Raw genomic sequence first — 22657 nt, forward strand, 5'->3', positions numbered from 1 at the left:
GACGCTGACGGCACCCGAGATGACCGTGCTGGTGGGCGGCCTGCGCGTGCTCGGCGCCAATGCCCGCAGCTCGAAGCATGGCGTCTTCACCAAGAAGCCGGAAACGCTCACCAACGACTTCTTCGTCAACCTGCTCGACATGAGCACGGAATGGCAGCCGGCCGGTTCCGGTGACGGCTACGAGGGGCGCGACCGCAAGACCAAGGTGGTGAAGTGGACCGGCACGCGCGTCGACCTGATCTTCGGCTCGCACTCGCAGCTCCGCGCCCTCGCGGAGGTCTATGCCTGCGCGGATGCCAAGGAGAAGTTCGCCCGGGATTTCGTGGCGGCCTGGACCAAGGTGATGAACGCCGACCGCTTCGATCTGGCCCAGCCGCAGCTGCAAGCTGCGGAATGATTGCCGCGGAGTAGCGAAAAACCAATGGAGGGCGGCCGAAGGGCCGCCCTTTTTCTTGCCCGGGATTTGCCTGTAGAAGCGACACAGGCCGAACCGACGACCGGGTTCGTCATGTCTCGATCGAAGAAGCAGGGAATGATCCGATGATGAAGCTCTATTGGGCGCCGCGCACGCGGTCGTTTACCGCGCTCTGGCTGATGGAAGAGACCGGACAGCCCTACGAGCGCGTGCTGACGGACATCGCCACCGGCGCGCAGAAGGCGCCCGGCTATCTCGCGATCAATCCGATGGGCAAGGTGCCGGCGCTGGGGGATGGCGACGCTTCGCTGGCGGAGGCCGCCGCGATCTGCGCCTATGTCGCCGAACGCTATCCGCAAGCCGGCCTGGCGCCGCCGCTGGGCGATCCCGCGCGCGCAAAATATCTCTACTGGCTGTTCTTCTCGCCCGGCTGCATCGAGCCCGCGATCGTGCAGCTCGCGACCAAGATCGAGATGAACCCGGTCGCCGCCGGCTGGGGCGAGGCTCAGCGGGTGTTCGACGTGCTCGACACCGCGCTTGAAAAAGGCCCGTGGATTCTGGGACAAACCTTCTCGGCCGCGGACATCGTCATCGGGTCGGGACTGCATTTCGCGGTGCGGATGTTCAAGATGGTGCCGTCGCGCCCGTCGTTTGACGCCTATCTCAATCGCTGCGCCGCGCGCCCGGCATTCCAGCGCGCGGAGAAGATCGCGGCGGGGTGAGCGTGGCTGCTTTGTCCCACCCGCAACTGTCGTCGTCCGGCTTGACCGGACGACCCAGTATTCCAGAGACGTTCGGGGCAACGGAAAAGCCGCGGCGTACTGGATCGCCCGGTCAAGCCGGGCGACGACACGTTGCTTTGTTGATGGACGTCGAGCGAGAAACTACTCCCCGAGATTCTTCAGCTCTTCCGGCCGCGGCATCGAGATCACGTTGTAGCCGGAATCAACGTAGTGGATTTCGCCGGTGACGCCGCCTGACAGGTCCGAGAGCAGGTACAGCGCCGAGCCGCCGAGTTCATCGAGCGTCACGCCGCGGCCGAGCGGCGAATGTTTCTGCTGGAACGCGAACATCGCGCGCGCATCGCCGATGCCCGATCCTGCCAGCGTCCGGATCGGGCCGGCCGAGATCGCGTTGACGCGGATGCTGCGGGAACCGAAATCGGCGGCGAGATAGCGCACCGAGGCTTCCAGCGCAGCCTTGGCGACGCCCATCACGTTATAATTCGGCATCACGCGCATCGAGCCGCCAAAGGTCAGCGTGATCATCGCGCCGCCGGATTCGGGCATCAGATCCGCCGCGCGCCTGGCCAGTTCCGTGAACGAGAAGCACGAAATCACCATGGTGCGGGAAAAATTCTCGCGGCTGGTGTCGGCGTAGCGGCCTCTCAGTTCGTTCTTGTCGGATGCGCCGATGGCATGAACAAGGAAATCCAGCCGGCCCCATTTTTCCCGCAGCGTTTCGAACACCGCATCGACGCTGGCGATGTCCTCGACATCGCAGGGCAGCACCATGGGAACGCCGAGCTGTTCGGCCAGCGGCCTGACGCGCTTGCCGAGCGCCTCGCCCTGATAGGTGAAAGCCAATTCGGCGCCCTGCGCCGCCAGCGCCCGGGCAATGCCCCAGGCGATCGAATGATCATTGGCGACGCCCATGATCAGCCCGCGCTTGCCCTTCATCAGGTCCTGCATACTCGCCGCGCTCCACTCATTCCTGATGATGTCATCACCCGCGAAGGCGGGTGATCCAGTAATACGAACCGTGCGCTGATCGACGAGAGTCGCGGACTACTGGATGCCCCGCATGCGCGGGGCATGACGAAGGCAAAGAATCACGCATCCATCCGCTTGAACACAAGCGTGGCGTTGGTGCCGCCGAAGCCGAAGGAATTCGAAAGCACGGTGCCGAGCTTCGCATTGTCGACGCGCTTGCGCACGATCGGCATGTCGGCGAACACGGGATCGAGCTCGGTGATGTTGGCGCTTTCGCAGATGAAGCCGTTCTGCATCATCAGAAGCGAGTAGATCGCCTCCTGCACGCCGGTGGCGCCGAGCGAATGTCCCGTCAGCGCCTTGGTCGCCGAAATCGGCGGGCACTTGTCGCCAACGCCGAACACCTTGCGGATCGCCTCGATCTCGGGCGGATCGCCCGCCGGCGTCGAGGTCGCGTGCGGGTTGATGTAGTCGATCGGCGTCTTCACGAATTCCATGGCCATCCGCATGCAGCGCTCGGCGCCCTCGCCGGAGGGCGCAACCATGTCGTAGCCGTCTGAGGTGGCGCCGTAGCCGATGATTTCGCCGTAGATCTTGGCGCCGCGCGCCTTGGCATGTTCGAGTTCTTCCAGCACCACGACGCCGGCGCCGCCGGCGATGACGAAGCCGTCGCGGCTGATGTCATAGGGACGGGACGCGGTCGCGGGCGTATCGTTGTATTTCGACGACATCGCGCCCATGGCGTCGAACAGCACCGACAGCGACCATTCGAGTTCCTCGCAGCCGCCGGCGAAGATGACATCCTGCTTGCCGATCTGGATGGTCTCGTAGGCGTTGCCGATGCAATGGTTCGAGGTGGCGCAGGCCGACGAGATCGAATAGTTGACGCCCTTGATCTTGAACCAGGTGGCGAGCGTCGCCGACGCCGTCGAGGACATCGCCTTCGGCACCGCGAACGGTCCGACCCGCTTCGGCCCCTTGGTGCGGGTGATGTCGGCGGCCTCGACGATGGTGCGGGCCGACGGGCCGCCCGAGCCCATGATGATGCCGGTGCGAATATTGGAAACGTCTGATGGCTCCAGGCCGGAATCCTGGATCGCCTGCTCCATCGCGACGTGATTCCACGCCGCGCCCTCGCCGAGGAAGCGCATCGCCCGGCGGTCGATGACGCCGGCCGGATCGAGCGTCGGCGCGCCCTGCACCTGGGAGCGGAAACCGAGCTCGGCATACTTGTCCGCGCGCGTGATCCCGGACTTCGCCTCATGGAGGCTTGCCAGTACTTCCTGGGTGTTGTTTCCGATGGACGAGACGATGCCCATCCCCGTGATGACAACCCGCCTCATGATCGCCTCGCCCTGCTCGTTGCGGTTTTGTGTGATGGTCGTGTTCAAACCTGATGCCCCCTCGGCCGGGGCAGCCTTAGGCGCCCGGCTGAGATTCGGCGTCCTGCTTGAACAGCCCGACCTTCAGATCCTTCGCGCGATAGATAATATCACCGTCGGTGGAAAGCCACCCGTCGGCGATGCCCAGCACCAGCTTTGATCGCATCACACGTTTGATGTCGACATTGTACACAACCTTGCGGACGTTCGGCAGCACCTGTCCGGAAAACTTCAGCTCGCCGAGGCCCAGCGCCCGGCCGCGCCCGGCGCCGCCGGTCCAGCCCAGATAAAAGCCTACCATCTGCCAGAAGGCATCGAGCCCCAGGCACCCCGGCATCACCGGATCGCCCTTGAAATGGCACCCGAAGAACCAGAGATCCGGCTTTACCTCGAGTTCGGCGCGGATCAGGCCCTTGCCATATTCCCCGCCGGTCTCGGAAATCTCGCTGATGCGGTCGAACATCAGCATCGGCGGCAGCGGCAATTGTGCATTGCCCGGGCCGAACATCTCGCCGCGGCCGCACGCCAGCAAGTCCTCGTATTCGTAACTGCCGCGTCGATCCAGCATGCTGCCGAGCCTCTTTCAAAATCCGATGGGTGCGTTTTCGAGCGAAATGGACCCAGTTCGCGCAGGAAGTGCGCCAATTGTCGCGAGTTGGCGGAATGCTGCAGTTCAGGATGGTCCTGCAGCCACCGGCGCTCGCCTTTGCCGATTCGCAAAGTTAAGTCCGCGCGCTCTCTATCATAGGCCGTTCCGGTGGCAAAGCGCCACCGAAGGGCAAATACCGCTTCCCTCGCACCGGTTCCGTTTACCTTAGGATCGTTCTAGTTTCCATGGGGCTATTCCAGTTGCGAAATACTTGCATCTAACGGATTTCCTTCTATATTCCGGGATTGCAGTAGTGCGACAACGAGTGCGGTGCCTGACGTGGAAATAAGTGCGGAAGCTTCGGTTTTGACAGACGACGCCGCCCATCCTGCCACCCGACCCGCTGGTCACCAGCCGGCGCTGACCGGTTGTCCTTGGCATGACGTCAATGAAATGTTGCAGGCGGCAGGGCTGCGCCCGACCCGCCAGCGCATGGCGCTGGGCTGGCTGCTGTTCGGCAAGGGCGCCCGCCATCTGACCGCGGAAATGCTCTACGAGGAAGCCACCCTCGCCAAGGTCCCGGTATCGCTCGCCACCGTCTACAACACCCTCAACCAGCTGACCGATGCCGGTCTGCTGCGCCAGGTCAGCGTCGACGGCACCAAGACCTATTTCGACACCAATGTGACCACACATCACCACTTCTATCTCGAAAACAGCCATGAGCTGGTCGATATTCCAGACCCGCATCTGGTGCTGCAGAAGATGCCGGATGTGCCCGAAGGCTACGAGATCGCCCGGGTCGACATGGTCGTGCGGCTGCGCAAGAAGCGCTGAGCTGCAAGCAAACTAATCATGTGATGGTCGTTCCGGGCGATGCCAGCGGGTCGCGCGAATGCGCCCGACGAGAGCACCGAACCCCGGAACCTCGATATTCCCCCGTGTGCAGTTGCACATCAGCGGTTCGCGACGCTCCCCGGAATGACGCTACGCGTCAATCCACCTTCTCGTCGGCATAGACGCCCCACAGCCGCTGCTGCTCGATCCAGCCGTCGAAACCGTTGCCGCTGACGCGGCACCAGCCGGCGGTGCATTTTTTCACCTGGGCCACGACGCCGGCCTGCAGGCGGGCGGCGACCGCCGAGGTCGGGTCTGCGCGGTCGTAGAGCGGAGCGAGTTCGTCCCTGGTCTTCATGGTGATGACGGCGGTGCGGCGGCCCGACAGCAGCGAGTGGTAGACCCAGCCCTCGGCGCCCTCGGAATCGCGGACACGGCGCCAGTTCTCGAACTCGGCGGTGATCTCGACCGGCAGGCCCGAGCGGGTGTAGACCCAGGCGACGTCGTTGTCCTTGGTCGGGCCGGCCCTGACGTTCACATGGTCGGATTTGAGGCTGACATAACGCGGCAGCGGCAAGCCGCTGGCGGTCTGGCCGGATTCCTTGGCCGAAAGTCCGGGGCCGGCCGACGCACCCAGCATGCAGCCTGCGAGCACCATCAACCTGCAAGAACGCCTCAACGCCATCAACTCGTCTCCTGCCGAGAAACCAACTCGAATTCTTCAAGCCGAAACACCGGGACTACCGTCCCCTGTACCCCGCCCGATCGCCCCCGCGATCCCGACTGCGCCCCGCAGACTTTCCATTCCCGGGCGGCTTGCCGGGGTTCTTGTCTTGGCCCGGCCTTCTGCTAGAGAGGACGGAACGCTCTGAACAGACGAGCCCGAAATTTCCCGTTGCAGAGCAGCGGGAATCTCGGGGAACCCAAGCCAACCATGAGCAAACCGTAACCGAACACCGGGACCACGCGGCCCGCCGCAGTGTCGAACAACCGGGTTAATGGGGCCTCAACGGCCAGGCCTTTGAGGACCAGAGGGATGGCGAGCAACAGACTCGTGAAAGCAGGAAATGCCGGCTAAGAGAAAACCGCTCGTTGTTGTCACGCGCAAGCTGCCGGACTCGATCGAGACCCGGATGCGCGAGTTGTTCGATGCCCGGCTCAATCTCGACGACATGCCGATGACGCCGGAACAGATCGCCGAAGCGGTGCGGACCGCCGACGTGCTGGTGCCCACCGTTACCGACCAAATATCCGAACAATTGCTCAAGGACCCCGACTGCAAGCTGCGGCTGATCGCCAATTTCGGCAACGGCGTCGACAATATTGACGTGGCCGCGGCGCATGCCCGCGGCATCACCGTCACCAACACCCCGAAAGTCCTGACGGAAGACACCGCCGACATGACCATGGCGCTGATCCTGGCGGTGCCGCGGCGGCTGATCGAGGGTGCCGCGATCCTCACCGAGGGCAAGAACTGGCCGGGCTGGTCGCCGACCTGGATGCTCGGCCATCGCATCGGCGGCAAACGCCTCGGGATCATCGGCATGGGCCGCATCGGCCAGGCCGTGGCACGCCGGGCCCGCGCCTTCGGGCTGCAGATCCACTACCACAACCGCCGTCCCGTGGCGCCCGTCATCGCCGAGGAATTGGGCGCGACCTATTGGGAAAGCCTCGACCAGATGCTGACGCGGATGGACATCATCTCGGTGAACTGTCCGCACACCCCGGCGACGTTTCATCTGCTGTCGGCGCGGCGGCTGAAGCTGATCCGCAAGGACGCCTATATCGTCAACACAGCGCGCGGCGAGGTGATCGACGAAGACACGCTGATCAAGCTGCTCGAAACCGGCGAGATCGGCGGCGCCGCCCTCGACGTGTTCGAGAACGAGCCCGCGGTCAGCCCGAAATTGGTGCGGCTGGCCCGGGCCGGCAAGGTCGCGCTGCTGCCGCATATGGGGTCGGCCACCATCGAGGGCCGCGTCGAGATGGGCGAGAAGGTCATCATCAATATCCGGACCTTCCTCGACAACCACAAGCCGCCGGACCGCGTGCTGCCCAGCATGATGTGAGGGCTTGGAACTCCATGGAACGCTGGTACCACGGGGATTCTATATCTCGTTGAGATACCCACTCAAATCGACAATCGTCGGCGCATCGCCGTTGAGCGGATTGGACGGATCGCGCTTGTAGCGCAGGGTCTCGAACCGCATCGCGCGCGCGTCGACCATCAGCAACCGGCCGACCAGCCCTTCGCCGAAGCCGACGATCTCGCGGATCGCCTCCAGCGCCATCATCGATCCCAGCACGCCCGCCAGCGCTCCCAATACGCCGGCCTCGGCGCAGGCCGGCACCGTGCCCGGCGGCGGCGGTTCGGGAAACAGGCAGCGGTAGGTCGGGTTCAGTTCGCCCTCGGCGTTGGTCTCATGCGCGCGGATCGTGGTCAGCGAACCGTCGAACATGCCGAGCGCCGCCGTGATCAGCGGCTTGCCGGCCAGGAAGCACGCGTCCGACACCAGATAGCGGGTTTCGAAATTGTCGGAACCGTCGAGCACCAGATCGTAACTGCCGATCAGCTCCATCGCATTGTCGGCCGTCAGCCGCGAGGCGTGCGCCGCGAAACGGACGTGGGGGTTGAGCGCATAGATTTGCCCGGCGGCGCTGTCGACCTTCTGGCGGCCGATATCCGGCGTGGAATGAATGATCTGGCGCTGCAGGTTGGACAGCGACACGATGTCATCGTCGACCGCACCCAGCGTGCCGACGCCGCCCGCGGCCAGATACATCAGCGCGGGCGCGCCGAGACCGCCGGCACCGATCACCAGCACCGCGGCTTCCTTCAGCGCGGCCTGGCCGGGGCCGCCGACTTCGCGCAGCACGATGTGGCGGGCGTATCGTTCGAGTTCGCCGGCGCTCAGCATGATCGGGCTTCGTCCTTTGTTACCGCCACTACCAATACCCCTGCCTCAACCATGGCGCAGCTGTTGCCGGCCAGGCAGTTGTGCTTAATTGTGTTTACTTCAATGGACCGGGACCTGTCATGAGATCGTTGCTGACGGCAACCTTGATGTTCGTGGCGATGGGGGCTTCCGCCCAGGCCCAGGTGACGCCGCCGGCCGGCGTCAGGCCGAAGCCCGTCACTACCGTGCCGGTCCGTCCCGCGCTGCAGACCCCGGCTGATACCGCCAGCGCGATGCCGCAGGCGGAACGTCTGGCAATCCAGTCGGATCTCGCCTGGGTCGGCCGTTACAATGGCGCGATCACGGGCGAAGTCAGCGAGCGCATGGTCGCCGCCATCAAGGAATTCCAGAAGGGCCGCGGCGGCAAGCCAACCGGCGTGCTCAATCCGCAGGAACGCGGCATCCTCGCCGAGACGGCGAAGCGCAAGCAGGACAATGTCGGCTGGAAGATCGTCACCGAGGCCGCCAGCGGGGCGCGGCTTGGCGTGCCGAGCAAGCTGGTGCCGCAGCAATCCTCCGACGCCAGCGGAGCCAAATGGTCCTCGCCGACCGGCACCGTGCAGATTCAACTGGCCCGGCGCAAGGAAGCCAATCCGACCACCGCAAAGCTCGCCGGGCAGGAGAAGAGGGAGCCGGCCGGGCGCAAGGTCGACTACACCGTGGTGAAGCCGGATTTCTTCGTGCTGTCGGGATTGCAGGGCCTGAAGAAATTCTATGTGCGCGGAACGTTCAAGGGCGATGAGATCCGCATCCTCACCATCCTGTACGACCAGGCCACCGAAAACACCGTCGAGCCGGTGGTGATCGCGATGTCGAGCGCATTCAACCCGTTCCCGGCGGGCGCGCAGGGTGCCGGCCCGCCGCCGCGCAAGACAGTCGAATACGGCACCGGCCTTGTCGTCAGCGGCGACGGCGCCATCCTCGCCGACCGTCAGCTCACCGACGGCTGCCTGACGATCGCGGTCGCCGGTCACGGCAACGCCGATCGCGTCGCCGAGGACAAGAATCACGATCTCGCGCTGCTGCGAATCTACGGTGCACGCGGGCTGACGCCGCTCAACCTCACCGGCGGCGCGGCAAGATCCAGCGTCGAACTGACCGGGATTGCCGACCCACAGAACCAGGGCGGCGGCGCCGCGGCGAGCAGCGTCAAGGCCTCGGTCACGCCCAACGGCAGCGGCAGCGATCTGTCGCCGGCGCCGGGGCTGGGTTTTTCCGGCGCCGCGGCGCTCGATAACGAAGGCAAATTCGCCGGCATCGCGCTGTTGAAGCCGGTCATGCTAGCGGGACCGGCGAACGCCGCGGCCGCGGCGCTGGTTTCAGCCGACACCGTGCGCGGATTTCTCAAAGCCAATGGCGTCGCGGCTCCAGGCGGATCGGCGGACGCGAAGGCCTCCGTGGTGCGCATAATCTGCGTCAGGAAGTAGCTGCCCCTCGCCCGAGCAGCAGTGGCGATCGCGGCGTCGCCCGGAGACGCAGCGGCAGTCTGCCGGCTTAACGCCACGCAGATCGTTGACCCAGATCAATGACGGCATGGTTGATCGGTTCACAGATTTTTCTCCGAAAATGCAGCGAATTTTTCTGGCTCGGAGAGCCCGCGAGAATGACAATGAAACACCTGTCGAGAATATTAGCGATTGTGGCTCTCGCGATCGGAGTGGCCATCCCCGGTTCGGCGGTGGCGCAATCCCCGCCGCTGCCCACGCCTTTCGTCGAGGAGGTCATGGTCAAGACTTCCCTGCTGACCTTCAACGACGCCAACCTGACCGGCAACTATGCCGTGATGTACGCCAAGATGGCCAAACCGTTCCGCGACAGGTTCACCGCCGATACCCTGAAGCAGGCCTTCAAGGTGTTCGCCGGCAAGCGTATCGACCTCATCGCGGCGAAGCCGATCGTCCAGACCGCCCCGGCAAAATTTGCCAGCAACGGCTTCCTGATGCTGCGCGGCTATTTCGACACGACGCCGAGCCGTCTCAGCTATGAGCTCGACTTCGCGGTTTCAGAAGGCGAGTTGAAGCTGATTGCGATCGACGTAAAGGTGCGGGATCCGTCCAGCAGCGACGCCGGCGGCGCCGGTCTGCTGACCCACGCCGCCACCGATTTCTCCGCCGTCGGAAAGTAAGGTGCGGGGATGACTGACGCTGTCACACCGGTAGCCACTTGGCGCAAGGTTCTCGCCGCCATCCTCGACTTCGTGACGGTGTTTTTCGGCGGTGGCTACGCGATCGGCTACCTCACCGGCAGCGTGACATCGGAGGGCTTCAAGCTCGAAGGCATGCCGGCGCTCGTCCTGTTTGCGCTGCTCATCGTCTATTTCGTGGCGGGCAGCAAATATCTGGGCGGCACGATCTGGCAGCGCATCCTGTACAGGCGTTGAGAGAAGCCATCGCCCGCCGCGCAATCCGCGATCTCCTGATCGTACCGCGCCCCCGCCTATCCCGCGTGCGTCACGCCAGCCCGAACCGGATTCCCGCGCGCGCCAGGCCTCCGGCAAGCCCGACCGGCGTGCCGTCCGCGCGCCAGCAGGCCGCGCCCGACATCGAGCCGTCCTGGTGAAACTGGATCGCGTTCATGCCGCCGGCTACCGTCGGCACCGCCAGCACATCATGGCCCATTGCCGCGAGGGCGGCGCGAACGGATTCAGGGACATCGGCCTCGACCTCGAGCGCATTGCCTTCGGTCCAGACCCTGGGCGCCTCGACCGCCTCCTGCAGGCTCATGCCATGATCGATCAGATTGATCAGCGCCTGCATGGCGCTCGGAAAGATCTTCTTGCCGCCGGGCAGGCCCAGCGCATAGACCAGCTTGCCGTCGCGCAGCGCCATCATCGGCGACATCGAAGTGGTGACGCGCTTGCCCGGCGCCAGCGACAACGCGTGGCCCGGCCGGGGATCGTACAGGTTCATGTAATTGTTCGGCACCGTGCCGAGGCCGGGGATCAGGATTTTGGCGCCGAACAGATTGTTGATGGTCTGCGTGGTCGCGACCACGTTGCCGAATGCATCCGCCGCGGTCATGTGCGTGGTGTGCGCGCCCTCGAGCTGCGCCACCCCGGCGCTCCATTGCTGCGCGCGCCCTGGCTCGATCGCGCCGCGGCGCTCCCTCGCATAATCCTTCGAGGTCAGCCGCTCCACCGGCACGCCGATGAAATCGGGATCGCCGCTGGCGGCGGCGCGATCGGCGAAGGCGATCTTCAGGACTTCGGCGAGATAATGGATGGTTTGGGCGGTGCCGAAGCCGAGCGCCGCGATGTCGTAACCCTCCAGAATATTCAGCATCTGCGCGATGTGCACGCCGGAGGCGGCGGGCGGCGGCGGCCCGAGAATCTGCCAGCCGCGATAATCGGTCCGGATCGGCGCGCGCTCGACGGTCTTGTAGGAGGTCAGGTCCTGGCGCGTGATGAAGCCGCCATGCGCCTTCATGTAATCGACGAGCACGTCGCCGAGGGGGCCGGCATAGAGCGCGGCGTCGCCATGCTGCGAAATATAGGTGAGCGTCTCGGCATATTCCGGCTGCACGACGCGCTCGCCGGCCTGCAGCGGTGTCCCCCGGGGCAGGTAGATCGCCGAAATCGCCTTGTCCTTCAGCATCTCGGTCGCGCCGTCGCTGATGCATTCATGCAGATAGGGCGTCGCCGCATAGCCGCGCGACGCGTGTTTGATCGCGGGCTGCATCACATCGGCGAGCGGCATGGTGCCGAACCGCCGCAGCGTTTCGCACCAGGCCTTGAGCGAGCCGGGCACCGCGACCGCCTTTGCGCCGTTGAGGTTTTCATCGCCGACGGTATCGAACACGTCGTGCGCCGAGCCGGGCTTCGAGCGATAGGTGTCGGGGCGGACGGACAGCGGCACGGTGCTCTGGCCGTCGATGAAGCGGTGGCTGCCGTCGCTGAGCCTGATATGCGCCATGCCGCCGCCGATGATGCCGACCATCATCGGCTCAACCACGGTCAGCGTGAACAGGGTGGCGATCGCGGCATCGATGGCGTTGCCGCCTGCGGCGAGCATCTCGGCGCCCGCGGCCGAGGCCAGCGGGTGATTGCTGACCACCATGCCGCGGCTGCCCGATGCCGGCTGCTTGCGGCACTCGAAAACGGTGTCGGTGCGATCGCGCCAGTTACCCATCATGTTGAGCATCCTCCATCTTGCTTGCATCGGCTGCTGCTGCTTTTCCACAGGACAGACAACTTTGACGGTTATCCGGACCGGACTTCGCGGGACCGTATTGTTCCGGAATAGCCAGACAGCTCGGAAAGCGGCACCGTCACAGGGTTAGGTGATTCGGACAGCCGCGATCCATGACGTTTTGAAGGATCGGGCCGGCAGTCCTGAGCGAGAATGCTCGGCATCGCAGAATGTGATGCACCAGTAGAGCGTACCGCAAATCCCTCAAAAATTCCTCAAAGGAACTACAATGCATACGATCGTTCTGGCCACCCAAAAGGGTGGCAGCGGCAAGAGTACGCTCGCCATCGGCCTCGCGCTGGCCGCTATCCAGGCCGGCCACACCGTTCGGCTGATCGAGACCGACTCGCAAGGCACGCTTTCGAACTGGCAGGGGCGCCGCCCCTATGCCGAGCCGCTGGTCGAGCCCATCTACAGCGCCGGCGATATCGAAGGCAAGCTGCAGGCGCTGGAACGCAGCGGCGTGACGCTGACCATCATCGACACCGCCGGCGGCCTCAATGCCGCGACCACGGCGGCCATTCGCTACGCCGATCTGTGCCTGATCCCGTCGCGCCCGAGCGTTGCCGACGTCGAAGCCACCGCTTCGACGCTGGGCATCGCCCGCGCCTGGAACACGCCGTTCGCCTTCATCCTCAACCAGACGCCGATCCGCGGCCAGCGTGTCAGCAATGCCGCGATCGTCCTCGGCGACGAAGTGTCCAACGATCTCGCCAGCGTCGTCGCGCAGCCCTACATCGTGATGCGCAACGATCACCAGGATGCGCTGGGCCTTGGATTGGCCGTGATCGAATACGCGCCGTCAGGCAAATCGGCCGATGAAGTCCGCGGCCTCTGGCAGTGGGTCGAGGCCAGGTTGAATCCCGGCGTTACCGCCGACGAACCGCTGATGATCAGCATGCTCCCGGCCTCGCCCGACATCGTTCCCACGATGTACCTGCCGGCCCCGGAAGAAGCCCTCGCGCTGACTTCCTGAGCAAGGCAGGTGTCCCGACGCGGCGCAGCGCCACTTCGGCGGGGCGCCGCGTCGGGCTCGCTCCGTCGGCCTCACTTCTGGCACTTCGGGCACCAGAAGGTCGAACGTCCGTTCTGGGTGAACCGCTTGACGATGCCGCCGCATTTGGCGGTCCGGCATGGCTCGCCTTCGCGGTCGTAGACCTGGAACGAATGTTGGAAGTAGCCGAGTTCGCCCGAGGTCTGGCGATGATCGCGCAGCGACGAGCCGCCGGCCTTGATGGCCTGGTTGAGCACGTCGTGGATGGCGCTCACCAGGCGTTTGGCGTGATCGGTCGGCTCGCTTTTCCTGGTCGCCAGCGTCGCGGCCGATCGGCGCGGCGACAGTTGCGAACGATACAGCGCCTCGCAGACATAGATGTTGCCGAGGCCGGCGACCACGCGCTGGTCGAGCAGGGCGGCCTTCAGGCTGGTCTTCTTGTCGGCACAGGCGCGCGCCAGCATGCGGGCGTCGAATTCATTGCCGAGCGGTTCGGGACCGAGACCCTTCAGCAACGGCTCCGCCTCCAGCGCATGGCGCGCGATGATCTTCATGTAGCCGAAGCGGCGCGGGTCGTTGAAAACCACCGATGCGCCCGACGACATGTGGAACACCACATGATCGTGCGCGCGGTCCTCGTTGCGCGGATGGTGGAATGTTCCCGGCGATCGCGTTCCCTCATGGGCGACCACGCGGAACGAGCCCGACATCCCCAGATGCATCAGCAGCACGTCGCCGGAGCCGAGATCGGCCATCAGATATTTGGCGCGGCGGCCAAGCCCGGTGACGGTCTGGCCGTCCAGCCTTTCGATGAAATCCTTCTGGAACGGAAACCGCAGATCCTTGCGCCGGGCCTCGGCCTTCGCGATGAGAAAACCCTCCATGACCGGTTGCAGGCCGCGGCGGACGGTCTCGACTTCGGGCAATTCGGGCATACGTGGGCGTTCACCTTGAGGACGTGACGTGATAGCGCCATTGGGCCAGCCGCGCTATGGTCGGCGATGGAGAATAGTTGATGAACCGGCCGGACCAGACCACGCATTTTGGCTTCAGGGACGTGCCCCTGGAGGACAAGCAGACGCTGGTGAACGATGTGTTCCACAGCGTGGCGCAGCGCTACGACCTGATGAACGATCTGATGTCGGCGGGCCTGCACCGGGTCTGGAAAGACCTGATGATCAACGCGCTGAATCCGCCGCGCGCGGATACGCCGTTTGCGCTGCTCGACGTTGCCGGCGGCACCGGCGACATCGCCTTTCGCGCCGCCAAGGCGGCGGGCGCGGGCTTTCGGGCGACCGTCTGCGACATCAATTCCGACATGCTCGACGTCGGCCGCAGCCGCGCCGCGTCACGGCATCTCGACGACCGGGTCTCGTTCGTCGAGGGCAATGCCGAGGCGCTGGCGTTTCCCGACCGCAGCTTCGACGCCTACACCATCGCGTTCGGCATCCGCAATGTGCCGCGGATCGATCTCGCGCTCAGCGAAGCCTATCGGGTGCTGAAGCCGGGCGGGCGATTTCTGTGCCTGGAGTTCTCCACCGTCGACATGCCCGGGCTCGAGCGCATCTACGACCTGTTCTCGTTCAAGGTGATTCCGCCGCTCGGCCGCGCCGTGACCGGCGACGCCGAATCCTATCAATACCTCGTCGAATCGATCCGCAAGTTCCCGAAGCCGAATGCGTTCGCCGGGATGATGCGCGCGGCCGGCTTTTCCCGCGCCAGCTGGCAGAGTTTTTCGGGCGGTATCGTGGCGCTGCATTCGGGCTGGCGTTTGTGATTTCGGCGTTGACCCACATCGCGCGGCTCGTCCGCGCCGGTTTCGTGTTCGCGCGCGAGGGCGTGTTCAGCGTGGTCGATCCCTCGCTGGTGCCGCCGCCCGGGCAATTGGCGCTGCGCATCGCCCGGCTGATCGAGCGCCCCGGCGCCAAGTCCGGCCGGCGGCTGTCGCGCGCGCTGACGCGGCTCGGGCCGGCCTATCTCAAGCTCGGGCAGTTTCTCGCCACCCGTCCCGACGTGGTCGGCGCCAACATGGCGCGCGATCTGGAAAGCCTGCAGGACCGGCTGCCGCCCTTTCCGCAAGCCGAGGCCGAAGCCGTCATCGCGACGTCGCTGGAACGTCCCGTGGCGCAGGCGTTTGCGAGTTTCGGGCCCGCGGTCGCCGCGGCCTCGATCGCGCAGGTGCATCGCGCGGAAACCGAGCGGAACGGCGTCCGCACCTCGGTCGCGGTCAAGGTGCTGCGGCCCGATGTCGCCGCGCGTTTCCGCCGCGACCTCGCCGACTTCTTCTTCGTCGCGCACAAGGCGGAGGCGCATTCGGCGGAAGCCCGGCGGCTGCGGCTGATCGAGGTCATCAACACGATGTCGCGCTCGGTCGCGATGGAAATGGACCTGCGGCTGGAGGCGGCAGCCCTGTCCGAGATGGCGGAAAACACCCGCGAAGATCCGGATTTTCGCGTGCCCGCGGTCGACTGGGACCGCACCACGCATAATGTGCTGACGATGGAATGGATCGACGGCATCGCGCTGAGCGACCATGCGCGGCTGCAGCAGTCGCAGGTCGACCTGCCCGAACTCGGGCGCAAGGTGATCCAGAGCTTCCTGCGCCATGCGCTGCGCGACGGCTTCTTTCATGCCGACATGCACCCCGGCAACCTGTTTCTCGACGATTCCGGCCGTCTGGTCGCGGTCGATTTCGGCATCATGGGCCGGCTCGGCATGAAGGAGCGGCGCTTCCTCGCCGAAATCCTGCTGGGCTTTATCACCCGCAATTATCGCCGCGTAGCCGAAGTGCATTTCGAGGCCGGCTATGTGCCGGCGCATCACTCGGTGGAGAATTTTGCGCAAGCCATCCGCGCCATCGGCGAGCCGATCCATAACCGCGTCGCCGAGGAAATTTCGATGGCGAAGCTGTTGACCCTGCTGCTCGAGGTCACCGGCCTGTTCGACATGCGGACCCGCCCCGAACTGATCCTGCTGCAGAAGACCATGGTGGTGGTGGAGGGCGTGGCGCGCGGTTTCGATCCGAAACTCGATATCTGGAAGGTCGCCGATCCCGTGGTTCGCGAATGGATCGAGCGCAACCTCGGCCCGGTCGGACGCGTTGAAGGCGCCGTGGCCGGCGCTGGCGAACTTGGCCGCGTACTTGGCGCGCTGCCGTCGCTCGCCTCGCGCTCGGTCGCCGTGCTCGAGCAACTCGAAACCATGACCCGGGAGGGCATTACGCTGTCGCCGGAGACCATCGCGGCGCTGGGGCGCAGCGAGGGGCGCAAGAACCGAGCGCGCACCCTGGCGCTCTGGATCATCGCGGCGACTTTCATAGCGATTCTGTTCGCCGTTCGTCAGCTTTGATTGCAATGCATGCATTTTATGATAGCGTTGCTGGCATAACCAGCCGGATCTCGCCATGGCCAGCCTGACCATCCGCAAACTCGACGACGCCATCCGCGATGAGCTGAGGTTGCGGGCCGCCCGCAACGGCCGATCGGTCGAGGACGAGGTGCGGGTGATTTTGCGCGAGGCCGCGCATCAGCCTTCGCCCACGCTGCCGGCCGTCTCTCAGGCGTCGGCAGCGGACCGCGGACCCAGCGCCGCCCACGGCCTCCCGCGCGTCACCCTGATCATCGGCGGCGGCATCGCCGCCTACAAGGCGCTGGACCTGATCCGCCGGCTGAAGGAGCGGCAGATTCACGTCCGCTGCGTGCTGACCCGCGCGGCCCAGCACTTCGTTACGCCGCTTGCCGCCAGCGCGCTGTCGAACGAGCGCGCCTACACCGACCTGTTCGATCCATCGAGCGAGTTCGACGCCGGCCATATCCGGCTCGGCCGCGACTGCGACCTGATCGTGGTGGCGCCCGCGACTGCCGACCTGATGGCCAAGATGGCGCAGGGCCATGCCGACGACCTCGCCAGCGCCATCCTGCTGGCGGCCAACCGGCCAATCCTGCTGGCGCCGGCGATGAATCCCCTGATGTGGAACAACGCTGCGACCCGCCGTAATGTAGCGCAACTCCAACGCGACGGCATCGCGATGATCGGCCCCAATGCCGGCGAGATGGCGGAGGCCAATGAGGCCGGGATCGGGAGGATGGCGGAGCCCACGGAAATCGCCGCCACCGCCGAAAAATTGCTGCGGCCACCGCAAGCGCGCCCGCTGGCGGGAAAACGCGTGCTGATCACAGCAGGACCCACCCACGAGCCGATCGACCCGGTGCGCTACATCGCCAACCGCTCCTCCGGCAAACAGGGTTTTGCGATCGCCGCGGCGGCGCAGGCCGCCGGTGCCGACGTCATCCTGGTCACCGGCCCGGTCGACCTCGACGATCCCGCGGGGGTCGCCGTGAAGCATGTGGAGTCCGCGCGCGACATGCTGGAGCAGGTCGAAGCCTCGTTGCCGGTCGATATCGCGATCTTCGCCGCCGCCGTCGCCGACTGGCGCGTCGCCAATGCGGGCGAGCAGAAGCTGAAGAAGACCGCCGCCGGCATGCCGCCGCTGCAGCTGGTGGAAAACCCCGACATCCTTGCGACGATTTCAAAGCTGAGCGACAAGCGCCCGCCGCTGGTGATCGGCTTCGCCGCCGAGACCGAGCACCTTATCGACAACGCCAGGGCGAAACTGGCGCGCAAGGGCTGCGACTGGATCGTCGCCAACGACGTATCGCCCGCGACCGGCGTGATGGGCGGCGACCGCAACACGGTTCATCTGCTGACCCGCGATGGCGGGGCAGCCAGCACCGATATCAAAGTCGAATCCTGGCCGGTCATGGGCAAGGAACAGGTCGCCACCGAACTGGTGGCGCGGATCGCCAGCAGCCTGACAGGCAAGACCCCGGAGAAGACATTGTGAGCGCCATCAAGGTCGAGATCCGGCAATTGCCTCATGGCGAGGGCCTGGCGCTGCCGGCCTATCAGAGCGCGTACGCCGCGGGCCTCGATCTGCTGGCGGCGGTGCCGGAAGACACGCCGATGCTGCTGGCGCCTGGTAAATATGCGCTGGTTCCGACCGCGCTCACGATCGCGCTGCCGCCGGGCTTCGAGGCCCAAATCCGGCCGCGCTCCGGGCTTGCCGCCAGGCACGGCATCACGGTGCTGAACTCGCCCGGCACCATCGACGCGGATTATCGCGGCGAGATCGGCGTGCTGCTGATCAACCATGGCGATGCGTCCTTTTCGATCCGGCGCGGCGAGCGCATCGCGCAAATGGTTATCGCCGCGGTGGTGATGGCGGAACTGGTTCCCGCCGCAGCGCTTTCCACCACCGATCGGGGTACCGGCGGTTTCGGATCGACCGGCCGCTAGCTAGCGGGTCGCCGCGGTTCCGCTTCCTGGCGCGATCGGAGCGAAAACAGCGCCAATTTTACCAAATCGATTTTCTCAAAGCTCACCCCAATGCATTTTTTTGCATCGCGATTCACGTTCACGATCTGGACTCTTACCCCCCGAGTCCCGTTGGGGATATTGTCGTTCGATTCGCGAACGGCGGGTTGAAGCGCGCCGGGCGTAAAGTCGTGCGGTTTTGGGGCGAACCATGTCGGGCGTAATCGTGGCGATGCGTCGGACCCTGCTGTCGTGCACTTCACTGGCACGTAACGGCCTGATCGCCCTTGGCGGGGCGGCGCTGCTACCGGCCGCGCCGGCCCATGCGGCGGAACTGCCGGCCGTTCAGGCGATCGCAGCCTGGCTCCATCTCGATCACCAGGAATTCGTCATCCTCGCCACTGCGCTGGCGCTGCTCGGCTTTTCGGTGGTGGCCGCGATCCTGTTGATGCGCACGCGCCTGCGCGCGGCCGCCAATGAGGCGCGGCTGCGCTCCGACATCGGGGAGCTGCAGGTCCAGGCCGACCGCCTGCGTGCGCTGCTGTTCGCCGAACCCCAGATCCTGATCGCGTGGGCCGCCGGCGACAATCGCCCGCAGATATCAGGCGATACCTCGCTGCTGCTGGCGCAGGATTCGCCGCAGCGCATTCTGGCGTTTGGGACCTGGCTGCCGCCGGAACCGGCGCTGCAGATGGATCATGCGGTGGACGCGCTGCGCGAGGCCGGCGAGGGCTTTCTGATCAACCTCACCACCTCGAACGGACAGGCGCTGGAGGCCATGGGCCGCGCCATCGGCGGCCAAGCCATTGTGCGGATTCGCGAACTCGGCGGATTGCGCCGCGAACTCGCCGAGACCAATTTGCGCTTCAAGGCGCTGTCGGAGGAAACCGAGATGCTGCGCGGCTTCGCCGCCGCCGCACCCTGGCCGATCTGGGCCAAGGGGCCCAAGGGCGGCCTCAGCTACGCCAATGCCGCCTATGCGCAGGCGACCGAGGCCGTCAGCGTCGCGGATGCGATCGATCGCCGGCTCGAACTGCTCGGCAGCGACGACCGCAGCGCGATGGACCGAACGCTGAAGGAAGCATCAGGCTTCACCGCGCGGCTGCCGATCGTGGTCGGCGGCGAGCGCCGAATCTACGATGTGCGCGCGATGAATGTCGGCGCCGGCAGCGCCGGCATCGCCATCGACGCCTCCGAGGCCACTGCGCTGCGCGCCGCACTGGACCGGATGGCGGAAGCGCATCGCCGCACCCTCGATCAATTGTCGTCCGGCGTCGCCGTCTTCGACGGCCAGCGGCGGCTGGCGTTCTACAATGACTCCTATCGTCGGCTGTGGGACCTCGACCGCGTCTTTCTCGACAGCAACCCCGACGATTCCAGCGTGCTCGACCGCTTGCGCGCCGCGCGCAAGGTTCCGGAGCAGCCGGACTTCCGGGCGTGGAAGGCGAAGCTGCACGAGGCCTATCGCGCGGTCGAACCGGAAAAGGACACCTGGTACCTGCCCGACGGCCGCGCCGTCAGCGTCGTCACCACGCCCAATCCTGAGGGCGGCGTCACCTATCTGTTCGACGACGTTACCGAAAGCCTCGATCTGGCGCGGCGGTTCGACGGCCTGATCCGGGTCCAGCGCGAGACGCTCGACAACCTCGCCGAAGCCGTTGCGGTGTTCGGCAGCAATGGCCGCGCCCAATTGTTCAATCCGGCCTTCGCCAGGATGTGGAAGCTGTCCCCCGAGGCGCTGCGCGAGCAGCCGCATATCGAGACCTTCGAGGCCTGGTGCAAGCCGCTGTTCGACGACGAAGCGACATGGCGGACCATCCGCGAAGCCATCACCGCGATCGAGAACCGGGTCGAGGTGCCGCTGAAGCTGGAGCGCAATGACGGCAGCGTGCTGGACTGCATGACCATGCCGCTGCCCGACGGCGCCACCATGCTGACCTTCCAGGACATCACCGACACCGAGAATGTCGAGCGCGCGCTGCGCGAGCGCAACGAGGCGCTGGAAACCGCCGACCAGATGAAGATCGACTTCGTCCACCACGTATCCTACGAGCTGCGCTCGCCGCTGACCACCATCATCGGGTTCGCTCACTTCCTCGCCGACCCCGTGACCGGCCCCCTGATGCCGAAGCAGGCCGAATATCTCGGCTACATCACCGCCTCGACCAACGCGCTGCTGGCGATCATCAACAACATTCTCGATCTCGCCACCATCGACGCCGGCGCGATGTCGCTCAATCTCGGCTCGATCGATATCCGCAAGACCATCGAGGCCGCCGCCGAAGGCATCCAGGACCGGCTCGCCACCGACCGCATCGAACTCAAGGTCGACGTCGATCCCTCGATCGGCAGCTTCATCGGCGACGAGCGCCGCGTGGTGCAGGTCTTGTATAATCTGCTGGCCAACGCCGTCGGATTCTCGCCGCAGGACGCCACGGTCGGCCTCAGCGCCCGGCGCACCGAACACAGCGTGGTCTTCAGCGTCACCGATTCCGGGCCGGGCATTCCACCCGACGTCAAGGACAAGGTATTCGACTGGTTCGAAAGCCATTCCAACGGCTCGAAGCATCGCGGCGCCGGCCTCGGCCTGTCGCTGGTGCGCTCCTTTGTCGAACTGCACGGCGGCAAGGTGAGCGTTGATTCGATCGTCGGCAGGGGCACGACCGTGACCTGCGACTTTCCGATCGATCAGGCCGCGCATCGCCACGCTGCGGAATGACCGCTCCCGCGACATTCTCGGTGGCGCTGCCGAACGAAACCGCGACGGCGCATCTGATGGCCGATCTCGCGTTGCTGATCGGCCCCGGCGACCTCATCACCCTCTCGGGGGATCTCGGCGCCGGCAAGACCGCGGCCGCCCGCGCCATGATTCGCTATCTCGCCGACGACGACGCGCTGGAGGTGCCGAGCCCGACCTTCACGTTGGCGCAGAGCTACGATCTCGCCCCGTTTCCGCTGGTTCATGCCGATCTCTACCGCGTCAACGATCCCGCCGAGCTGGAGGAGATCGGGCTGTCGCCACTGCCCGAAGGCACGGTGGTGCTGATCGAATGGCCCGAACGCGCCGAAGGCGCGCTGCCGGAAGATCGCATCGACATCGCGCTCAGCCATCGCCCGGCGCTGGGCTCGGCCGCGCGATCCGCCGAAATTACCGGCTATGGCACAGCGGCCGCGCAGGTCTCGCGACTGGAGACGCTGCGGCGGTTTCTCGACGGCGCCGGCTATCTCGACGCCCGACGCCGGCGGATGGCCGGCGACGCCTCGGCCCGTTCTTATGCGCGGCTGATCCGCGACGACGGCGTGGTGATCCTGATGAACTCGCCGCGGCGGCCCGACGGGCCCGCGATCTACGACGGAAAATCCTACAGCGCGGCGGTGCATCTGGCCGAGGACGTCAAGCCATTCGTCGCGATCGCCAATGGCCTGCGCGAGCGCGGCTTCTCGGCGCCGGCCATCCCTCACGCCGACCTCGACGCCGGATTCCTGATCACCGAGGATTTCGGCACGGAAGGATTCATCGCAGGCGATCCGCCCGCCCCCATCGCGGAGCGTTATGAGGCCGCCACCGACATGCTGGCAGCGCTGCACTGCGAGCCGCTGCCCGAGACCCTGCCGCTGACGCCGCAGCTCACCTATGCCATTCCCGTTTTCGACACCGACGCGCTGCTGACCGAGGCCGGATTGATGCTGGACTGGTATCTGCCGGATCGCGGCGCCGAACCGGGCGGCCCGGCGCGCGCCGAATTCGCCGGATTGTGGCGCGACTTGCTGAGCAAACCCGCAGCGGCGCCAAGAACCTGGACGCTGCGCGACTTTCATTCGCCCAATCTGATCTGGCTCGACCAGCGGCCCGGCATCGCGAAAGTGGGAATCATCGACTTCCAGGATGCCGTGCTGGGTCCAGCCGCCTACGATCTGGCGTCGCTGCTGCAGGATGCGCGGCTCGATGTGCCGGAACCGCTCGAGCTCGCGCTGCTGAGACACTATGTCAAGACACGGCGCGCGGCCGACGACAGCTTCGATCCGGCCCAGTTCGCCGAACTCTACGCCATCATGTCGGCGCAGCGGAACACGAAACTGCTCGGCATCTTCGCAAGGCTCAACCGCCGCGACGGCAAGCCGCATTATCTGCGCCACCAGCCCCGGATCTGGACTTACCTCACCCGTTCGCTGGCGCACCCGATGCTGGCGCCGCTGCGGGCGTGGTATTCCGTCAACGTGCCGCCGCCCGCCCCGTAGGTTTACGGGTTATTAGGTAACCCCGCGTTAAC

General features: G+C 65.6%; 20 protein-coding genes and 1 pseudogene. 14 read left to right on the plus strand and 7 right to left on the minus strand.

Going from position 1 to position 22657, the window contains the following annotated elements; translation table 11 throughout:
• Positions 1–397: pseudogene (locus Q8R73_RS00920) on the plus strand (peroxidase family protein); the annotation flags it as partial.
• Between the two features lie 143 nt (positions 398–540).
• Positions 541–1137, plus strand: coding sequence for a glutathione S-transferase family protein (locus tag Q8R73_RS00925; RefSeq protein ID WP_305717674.1), 597 nt, complete (start codon positions 541–543; stop codon positions 1135–1137).
• 162 nt (positions 1138–1299) lie between these two features.
• On the opposite strand, the gene fabI is transcribed toward Q8R73_RS00925, so the two are convergent.
• The 3 genes from fabI to fabA all read right to left on the minus strand — a co-directional run bounded on the left by fabI (position 1300) and on the right by fabA (position 4077).
• Complete coding sequence (fabI, locus tag Q8R73_RS00930; RefSeq protein ID WP_305717675.1) at positions 1300–2106, minus strand: enoyl-ACP reductase FabI; 807 nt, start codon at positions 2104–2106, stop codon at positions 1300–1302.
• 140 nt (positions 2107–2246) lie between these two features.
• Complete coding sequence (gene fabB / locus Q8R73_RS00935; RefSeq protein ID WP_305717695.1) at positions 2247–3470, minus strand: beta-ketoacyl-ACP synthase I; 1224 nt, start codon at positions 3468–3470, stop codon at positions 2247–2249.
• A gap of 76 nt (positions 3471–3546) precedes the next feature.
• Positions 3547–4077: a 3-hydroxyacyl-[acyl-carrier-protein] dehydratase FabA gene (fabA, locus tag Q8R73_RS00940; protein ID WP_305717676.1), complete on the minus strand. Its 531-nt coding sequence runs from the start codon at positions 4075–4077 to the stop codon at positions 3547–3549.
• Between the two features lie 387 nt (positions 4078–4464).
• On the opposite strand from fabA, the gene irrA reads away from it, so the two are divergent.
• Positions 4465–4935 carry an iron response transcriptional regulator IrrA gene (gene irrA / locus Q8R73_RS00945; RefSeq protein WP_305717677.1) on the plus strand — a complete coding sequence of 157 codons (471 nt, stop codon included), beginning with the start codon at positions 4465–4467 and terminating at the stop codon, positions 4933–4935.
• Between the two features lie 157 nt (positions 4936–5092).
• On the opposite strand, the gene Q8R73_RS00950 is transcribed toward irrA, so the two are convergent.
• Complete coding sequence (locus Q8R73_RS00950) at positions 5093–5620, minus strand: SH3 domain-containing protein (RefSeq protein WP_305717678.1); 528 nt, start codon at positions 5618–5620, stop codon at positions 5093–5095.
• 382 nt (positions 5621–6002) lie between these two features.
• On the opposite strand from Q8R73_RS00950, the gene Q8R73_RS00955 reads away from it, so the two are divergent.
• The gene (locus Q8R73_RS00955) at positions 6003–7004 is read left to right on the plus strand and encodes a D-glycerate dehydrogenase (protein WP_305717679.1); all 1002 of its coding nucleotides are present in this window, start codon (positions 6003–6005) and stop codon (positions 7002–7004) included.
• Between the two features lie 39 nt (positions 7005–7043).
• Here Q8R73_RS00955 and Q8R73_RS00960 read toward each other — a convergent pair whose 3' ends face one another.
• Positions 7044–7853, minus strand: a complete 810-nt coding sequence (locus Q8R73_RS00960; protein WP_305717680.1) for a molybdopterin-synthase adenylyltransferase MoeB — start codon at positions 7851–7853, stop codon at positions 7044–7046.
• Positions 7854–7972: 119 nt separating this feature from the next.
• Here Q8R73_RS00960 and Q8R73_RS00965 point away from each other — a divergent pair, with 119 nt between their 5' ends.
• The 3 genes from Q8R73_RS00965 (at position 7973) to Q8R73_RS00975 (ending at position 10272) form a co-directional block, all read left to right on the plus strand.
• On the plus strand, positions 7973–9319 hold the full coding sequence (locus tag Q8R73_RS00965; RefSeq protein ID WP_305717681.1) for a serine protease: 1347 nt from the start codon (positions 7973–7975) through the stop codon (positions 9317–9319).
• Positions 9320–9495: 176 nt separating this feature from the next.
• A complete protein-coding gene (locus tag Q8R73_RS00970) occupies positions 9496–10017 on the plus strand; it encodes a hypothetical protein (protein ID WP_305717682.1) in 522 nt (173 codons plus the stop codon).
• 9 nt (positions 10018–10026) lie between these two features.
• Positions 10027–10272: a hypothetical protein gene (locus Q8R73_RS00975; RefSeq protein ID WP_305717683.1), complete on the plus strand. Its 246-nt coding sequence runs from the start codon at positions 10027–10029 to the stop codon at positions 10270–10272.
• A 70-nt stretch (positions 10273–10342) separates the two neighbouring features.
• Here the strand turns inward: Q8R73_RS00975 and ggt are convergent, their stop codons facing one another.
• Positions 10343–12022: a gamma-glutamyltransferase gene (ggt, locus tag Q8R73_RS00980; RefSeq protein ID WP_305717684.1), complete on the minus strand. Its 1680-nt coding sequence runs from the start codon at positions 12020–12022 to the stop codon at positions 10343–10345.
• Between the two features lie 286 nt (positions 12023–12308).
• Between ggt and Q8R73_RS00985 the strand changes: the two genes are divergently transcribed.
• Positions 12309–13055, plus strand: a complete 747-nt coding sequence (locus tag Q8R73_RS00985) for a ParA family protein (protein WP_305717685.1) — start codon at positions 12309–12311, stop codon at positions 13053–13055.
• 71 nt (positions 13056–13126) lie between these two features.
• Here the strand turns inward: Q8R73_RS00985 and mutM are convergent, their stop codons facing one another.
• A complete protein-coding gene (mutM, locus tag Q8R73_RS00990; RefSeq protein ID WP_305717686.1) occupies positions 13127–14008 on the minus strand; it encodes a bifunctional DNA-formamidopyrimidine glycosylase/DNA-(apurinic or apyrimidinic site) lyase in 882 nt (293 codons plus the stop codon).
• An 80-nt stretch (positions 14009–14088) separates the two neighbouring features.
• On the opposite strand from mutM, the gene ubiE reads away from it, so the two are divergent.
• From ubiE to tsaE, 6 genes are all read left to right on the plus strand, one after another.
• On the plus strand, positions 14089–14850 hold the full coding sequence (gene ubiE, locus Q8R73_RS00995) for a bifunctional demethylmenaquinone methyltransferase/2-methoxy-6-polyprenyl-1,4-benzoquinol methylase UbiE (protein ID WP_305717687.1): 762 nt from the start codon (positions 14089–14091) through the stop codon (positions 14848–14850).
• The gene (gene ubiB, locus Q8R73_RS01000; RefSeq protein ID WP_305717688.1) at positions 14847–16421 is read left to right on the plus strand and encodes a 2-polyprenylphenol 6-hydroxylase; all 1575 of its coding nucleotides are present in this window, start codon (positions 14847–14849) and stop codon (positions 16419–16421) included. The genes ubiE and ubiB overlap by 4 nt, the downstream gene beginning before the upstream one ends.
• Before the next feature lie 55 nt (positions 16422–16476).
• Positions 16477–17916 (plus strand): bifunctional phosphopantothenoylcysteine decarboxylase/phosphopantothenate--cysteine ligase CoaBC, encoded by a 1440-nt coding sequence (coaBC, locus tag Q8R73_RS01005; protein WP_305717689.1) that lies wholly within the window; start codon positions 16477–16479, stop codon positions 17914–17916.
• Positions 17910–18368 (plus strand): dUTP diphosphatase, encoded by a 459-nt coding sequence (dut, locus tag Q8R73_RS01010; protein ID WP_305717696.1) that lies wholly within the window; start codon positions 17910–17912, stop codon positions 18366–18368. The genes coaBC and dut overlap by 7 nt, the downstream gene beginning before the upstream one ends.
• Before the next feature lie 229 nt (positions 18369–18597).
• Positions 18598–21105, plus strand: a complete 2508-nt coding sequence (locus Q8R73_RS01015; RefSeq protein ID WP_305717690.1) for a PAS domain-containing sensor histidine kinase — start codon at positions 18598–18600, stop codon at positions 21103–21105.
• Positions 21102–22625: a tRNA (adenosine(37)-N6)-threonylcarbamoyltransferase complex ATPase subunit type 1 TsaE gene (gene tsaE, locus Q8R73_RS01020; protein WP_305717691.1), complete on the plus strand. Its 1524-nt coding sequence runs from the start codon at positions 21102–21104 to the stop codon at positions 22623–22625. The genes Q8R73_RS01015 and tsaE overlap by 4 nt, the downstream gene beginning before the upstream one ends.
• The last annotated feature ends 32 nt before the right edge of the window (positions 22626–22657 follow it).

The sequence above is a fragment of the Bradyrhizobium sp. genome (assembly GCF_030697065.1).
In the GTDB taxonomy this organism is placed as follows: Bacteria; Pseudomonadota; Alphaproteobacteria; order Rhizobiales; family Xanthobacteraceae; genus Bradyrhizobium.

Excerpts from the sequence above, each read along its gene's own strand:
- Q8R73_RS00970 (WP_305717682.1), top strand. The coding sequence starts at position 9,496 with ATGACAATGAAACACCTGTCGAGAATATTAGCGATTGTGGCTCTCGCG.
- fabI (WP_305717675.1), bottom strand. The coding sequence starts at position 2,106 with ATGCAGGACCTGATGAAGGGCAAGCGCGGGCTGATCATGGGCGTCGCC.
- Q8R73_RS00950 (WP_305717678.1), bottom strand. The coding sequence starts at position 5,620 with ATGGCGTTGAGGCGTTCTTGCAGGTTGATGGTGCTCGCAGGCTGCATG.
- fabA (WP_305717676.1), bottom strand. The coding sequence starts at position 4,077 with ATGCTGGATCGACGCGGCAGTTACGAATACGAGGACTTGCTGGCGTGC.
- Q8R73_RS00925 (WP_305717674.1), top strand. The coding sequence starts at position 541 with ATGATGAAGCTCTATTGGGCGCCGCGCACGCGGTCGTTTACCGCGCTC.
- Q8R73_RS00985 (WP_305717685.1), top strand. The coding sequence starts at position 12,309 with ATGCATACGATCGTTCTGGCCACCCAAAAGGGTGGCAGCGGCAAGAGT.
- Q8R73_RS00975 (WP_305717683.1), top strand. The coding sequence starts at position 10,027 with ATGACTGACGCTGTCACACCGGTAGCCACTTGGCGCAAGGTTCTCGCC.
- ubiE (WP_305717687.1), top strand. The coding sequence starts at position 14,089 with ATGAACCGGCCGGACCAGACCACGCATTTTGGCTTCAGGGACGTGCCC.
- mutM (WP_305717686.1), bottom strand. The coding sequence starts at position 14,008 with ATGCCCGAATTGCCCGAAGTCGAGACCGTCCGCCGCGGCCTGCAACCG.
- tsaE (WP_305717691.1), top strand. The coding sequence starts at position 21,102 with ATGACCGCTCCCGCGACATTCTCGGTGGCGCTGCCGAACGAAACCGCG.
- ggt (WP_305717684.1), bottom strand. The coding sequence starts at position 12,022 with ATGATGGGTAACTGGCGCGATCGCACCGACACCGTTTTCGAGTGCCGC.
- fabB (WP_305717695.1), bottom strand. The coding sequence starts at position 3,470 with ATGAGGCGGGTTGTCATCACGGGGATGGGCATCGTCTCGTCCATCGGA.
- Q8R73_RS01015 (WP_305717690.1), top strand. The coding sequence starts at position 18,598 with ATGTCGGGCGTAATCGTGGCGATGCGTCGGACCCTGCTGTCGTGCACT.
- Q8R73_RS00965 (WP_305717681.1), top strand. The coding sequence starts at position 7,973 with ATGAGATCGTTGCTGACGGCAACCTTGATGTTCGTGGCGATGGGGGCT.
- coaBC (WP_305717689.1), top strand. The coding sequence starts at position 16,477 with ATGGCCAGCCTGACCATCCGCAAACTCGACGACGCCATCCGCGATGAG.
- Q8R73_RS00960 (WP_305717680.1), bottom strand. The coding sequence starts at position 7,853 with ATGCTGAGCGCCGGCGAACTCGAACGATACGCCCGCCACATCGTGCTG.
- Q8R73_RS00955 (WP_305717679.1), top strand. The coding sequence starts at position 6,003 with ATGCCGGCTAAGAGAAAACCGCTCGTTGTTGTCACGCGCAAGCTGCCG.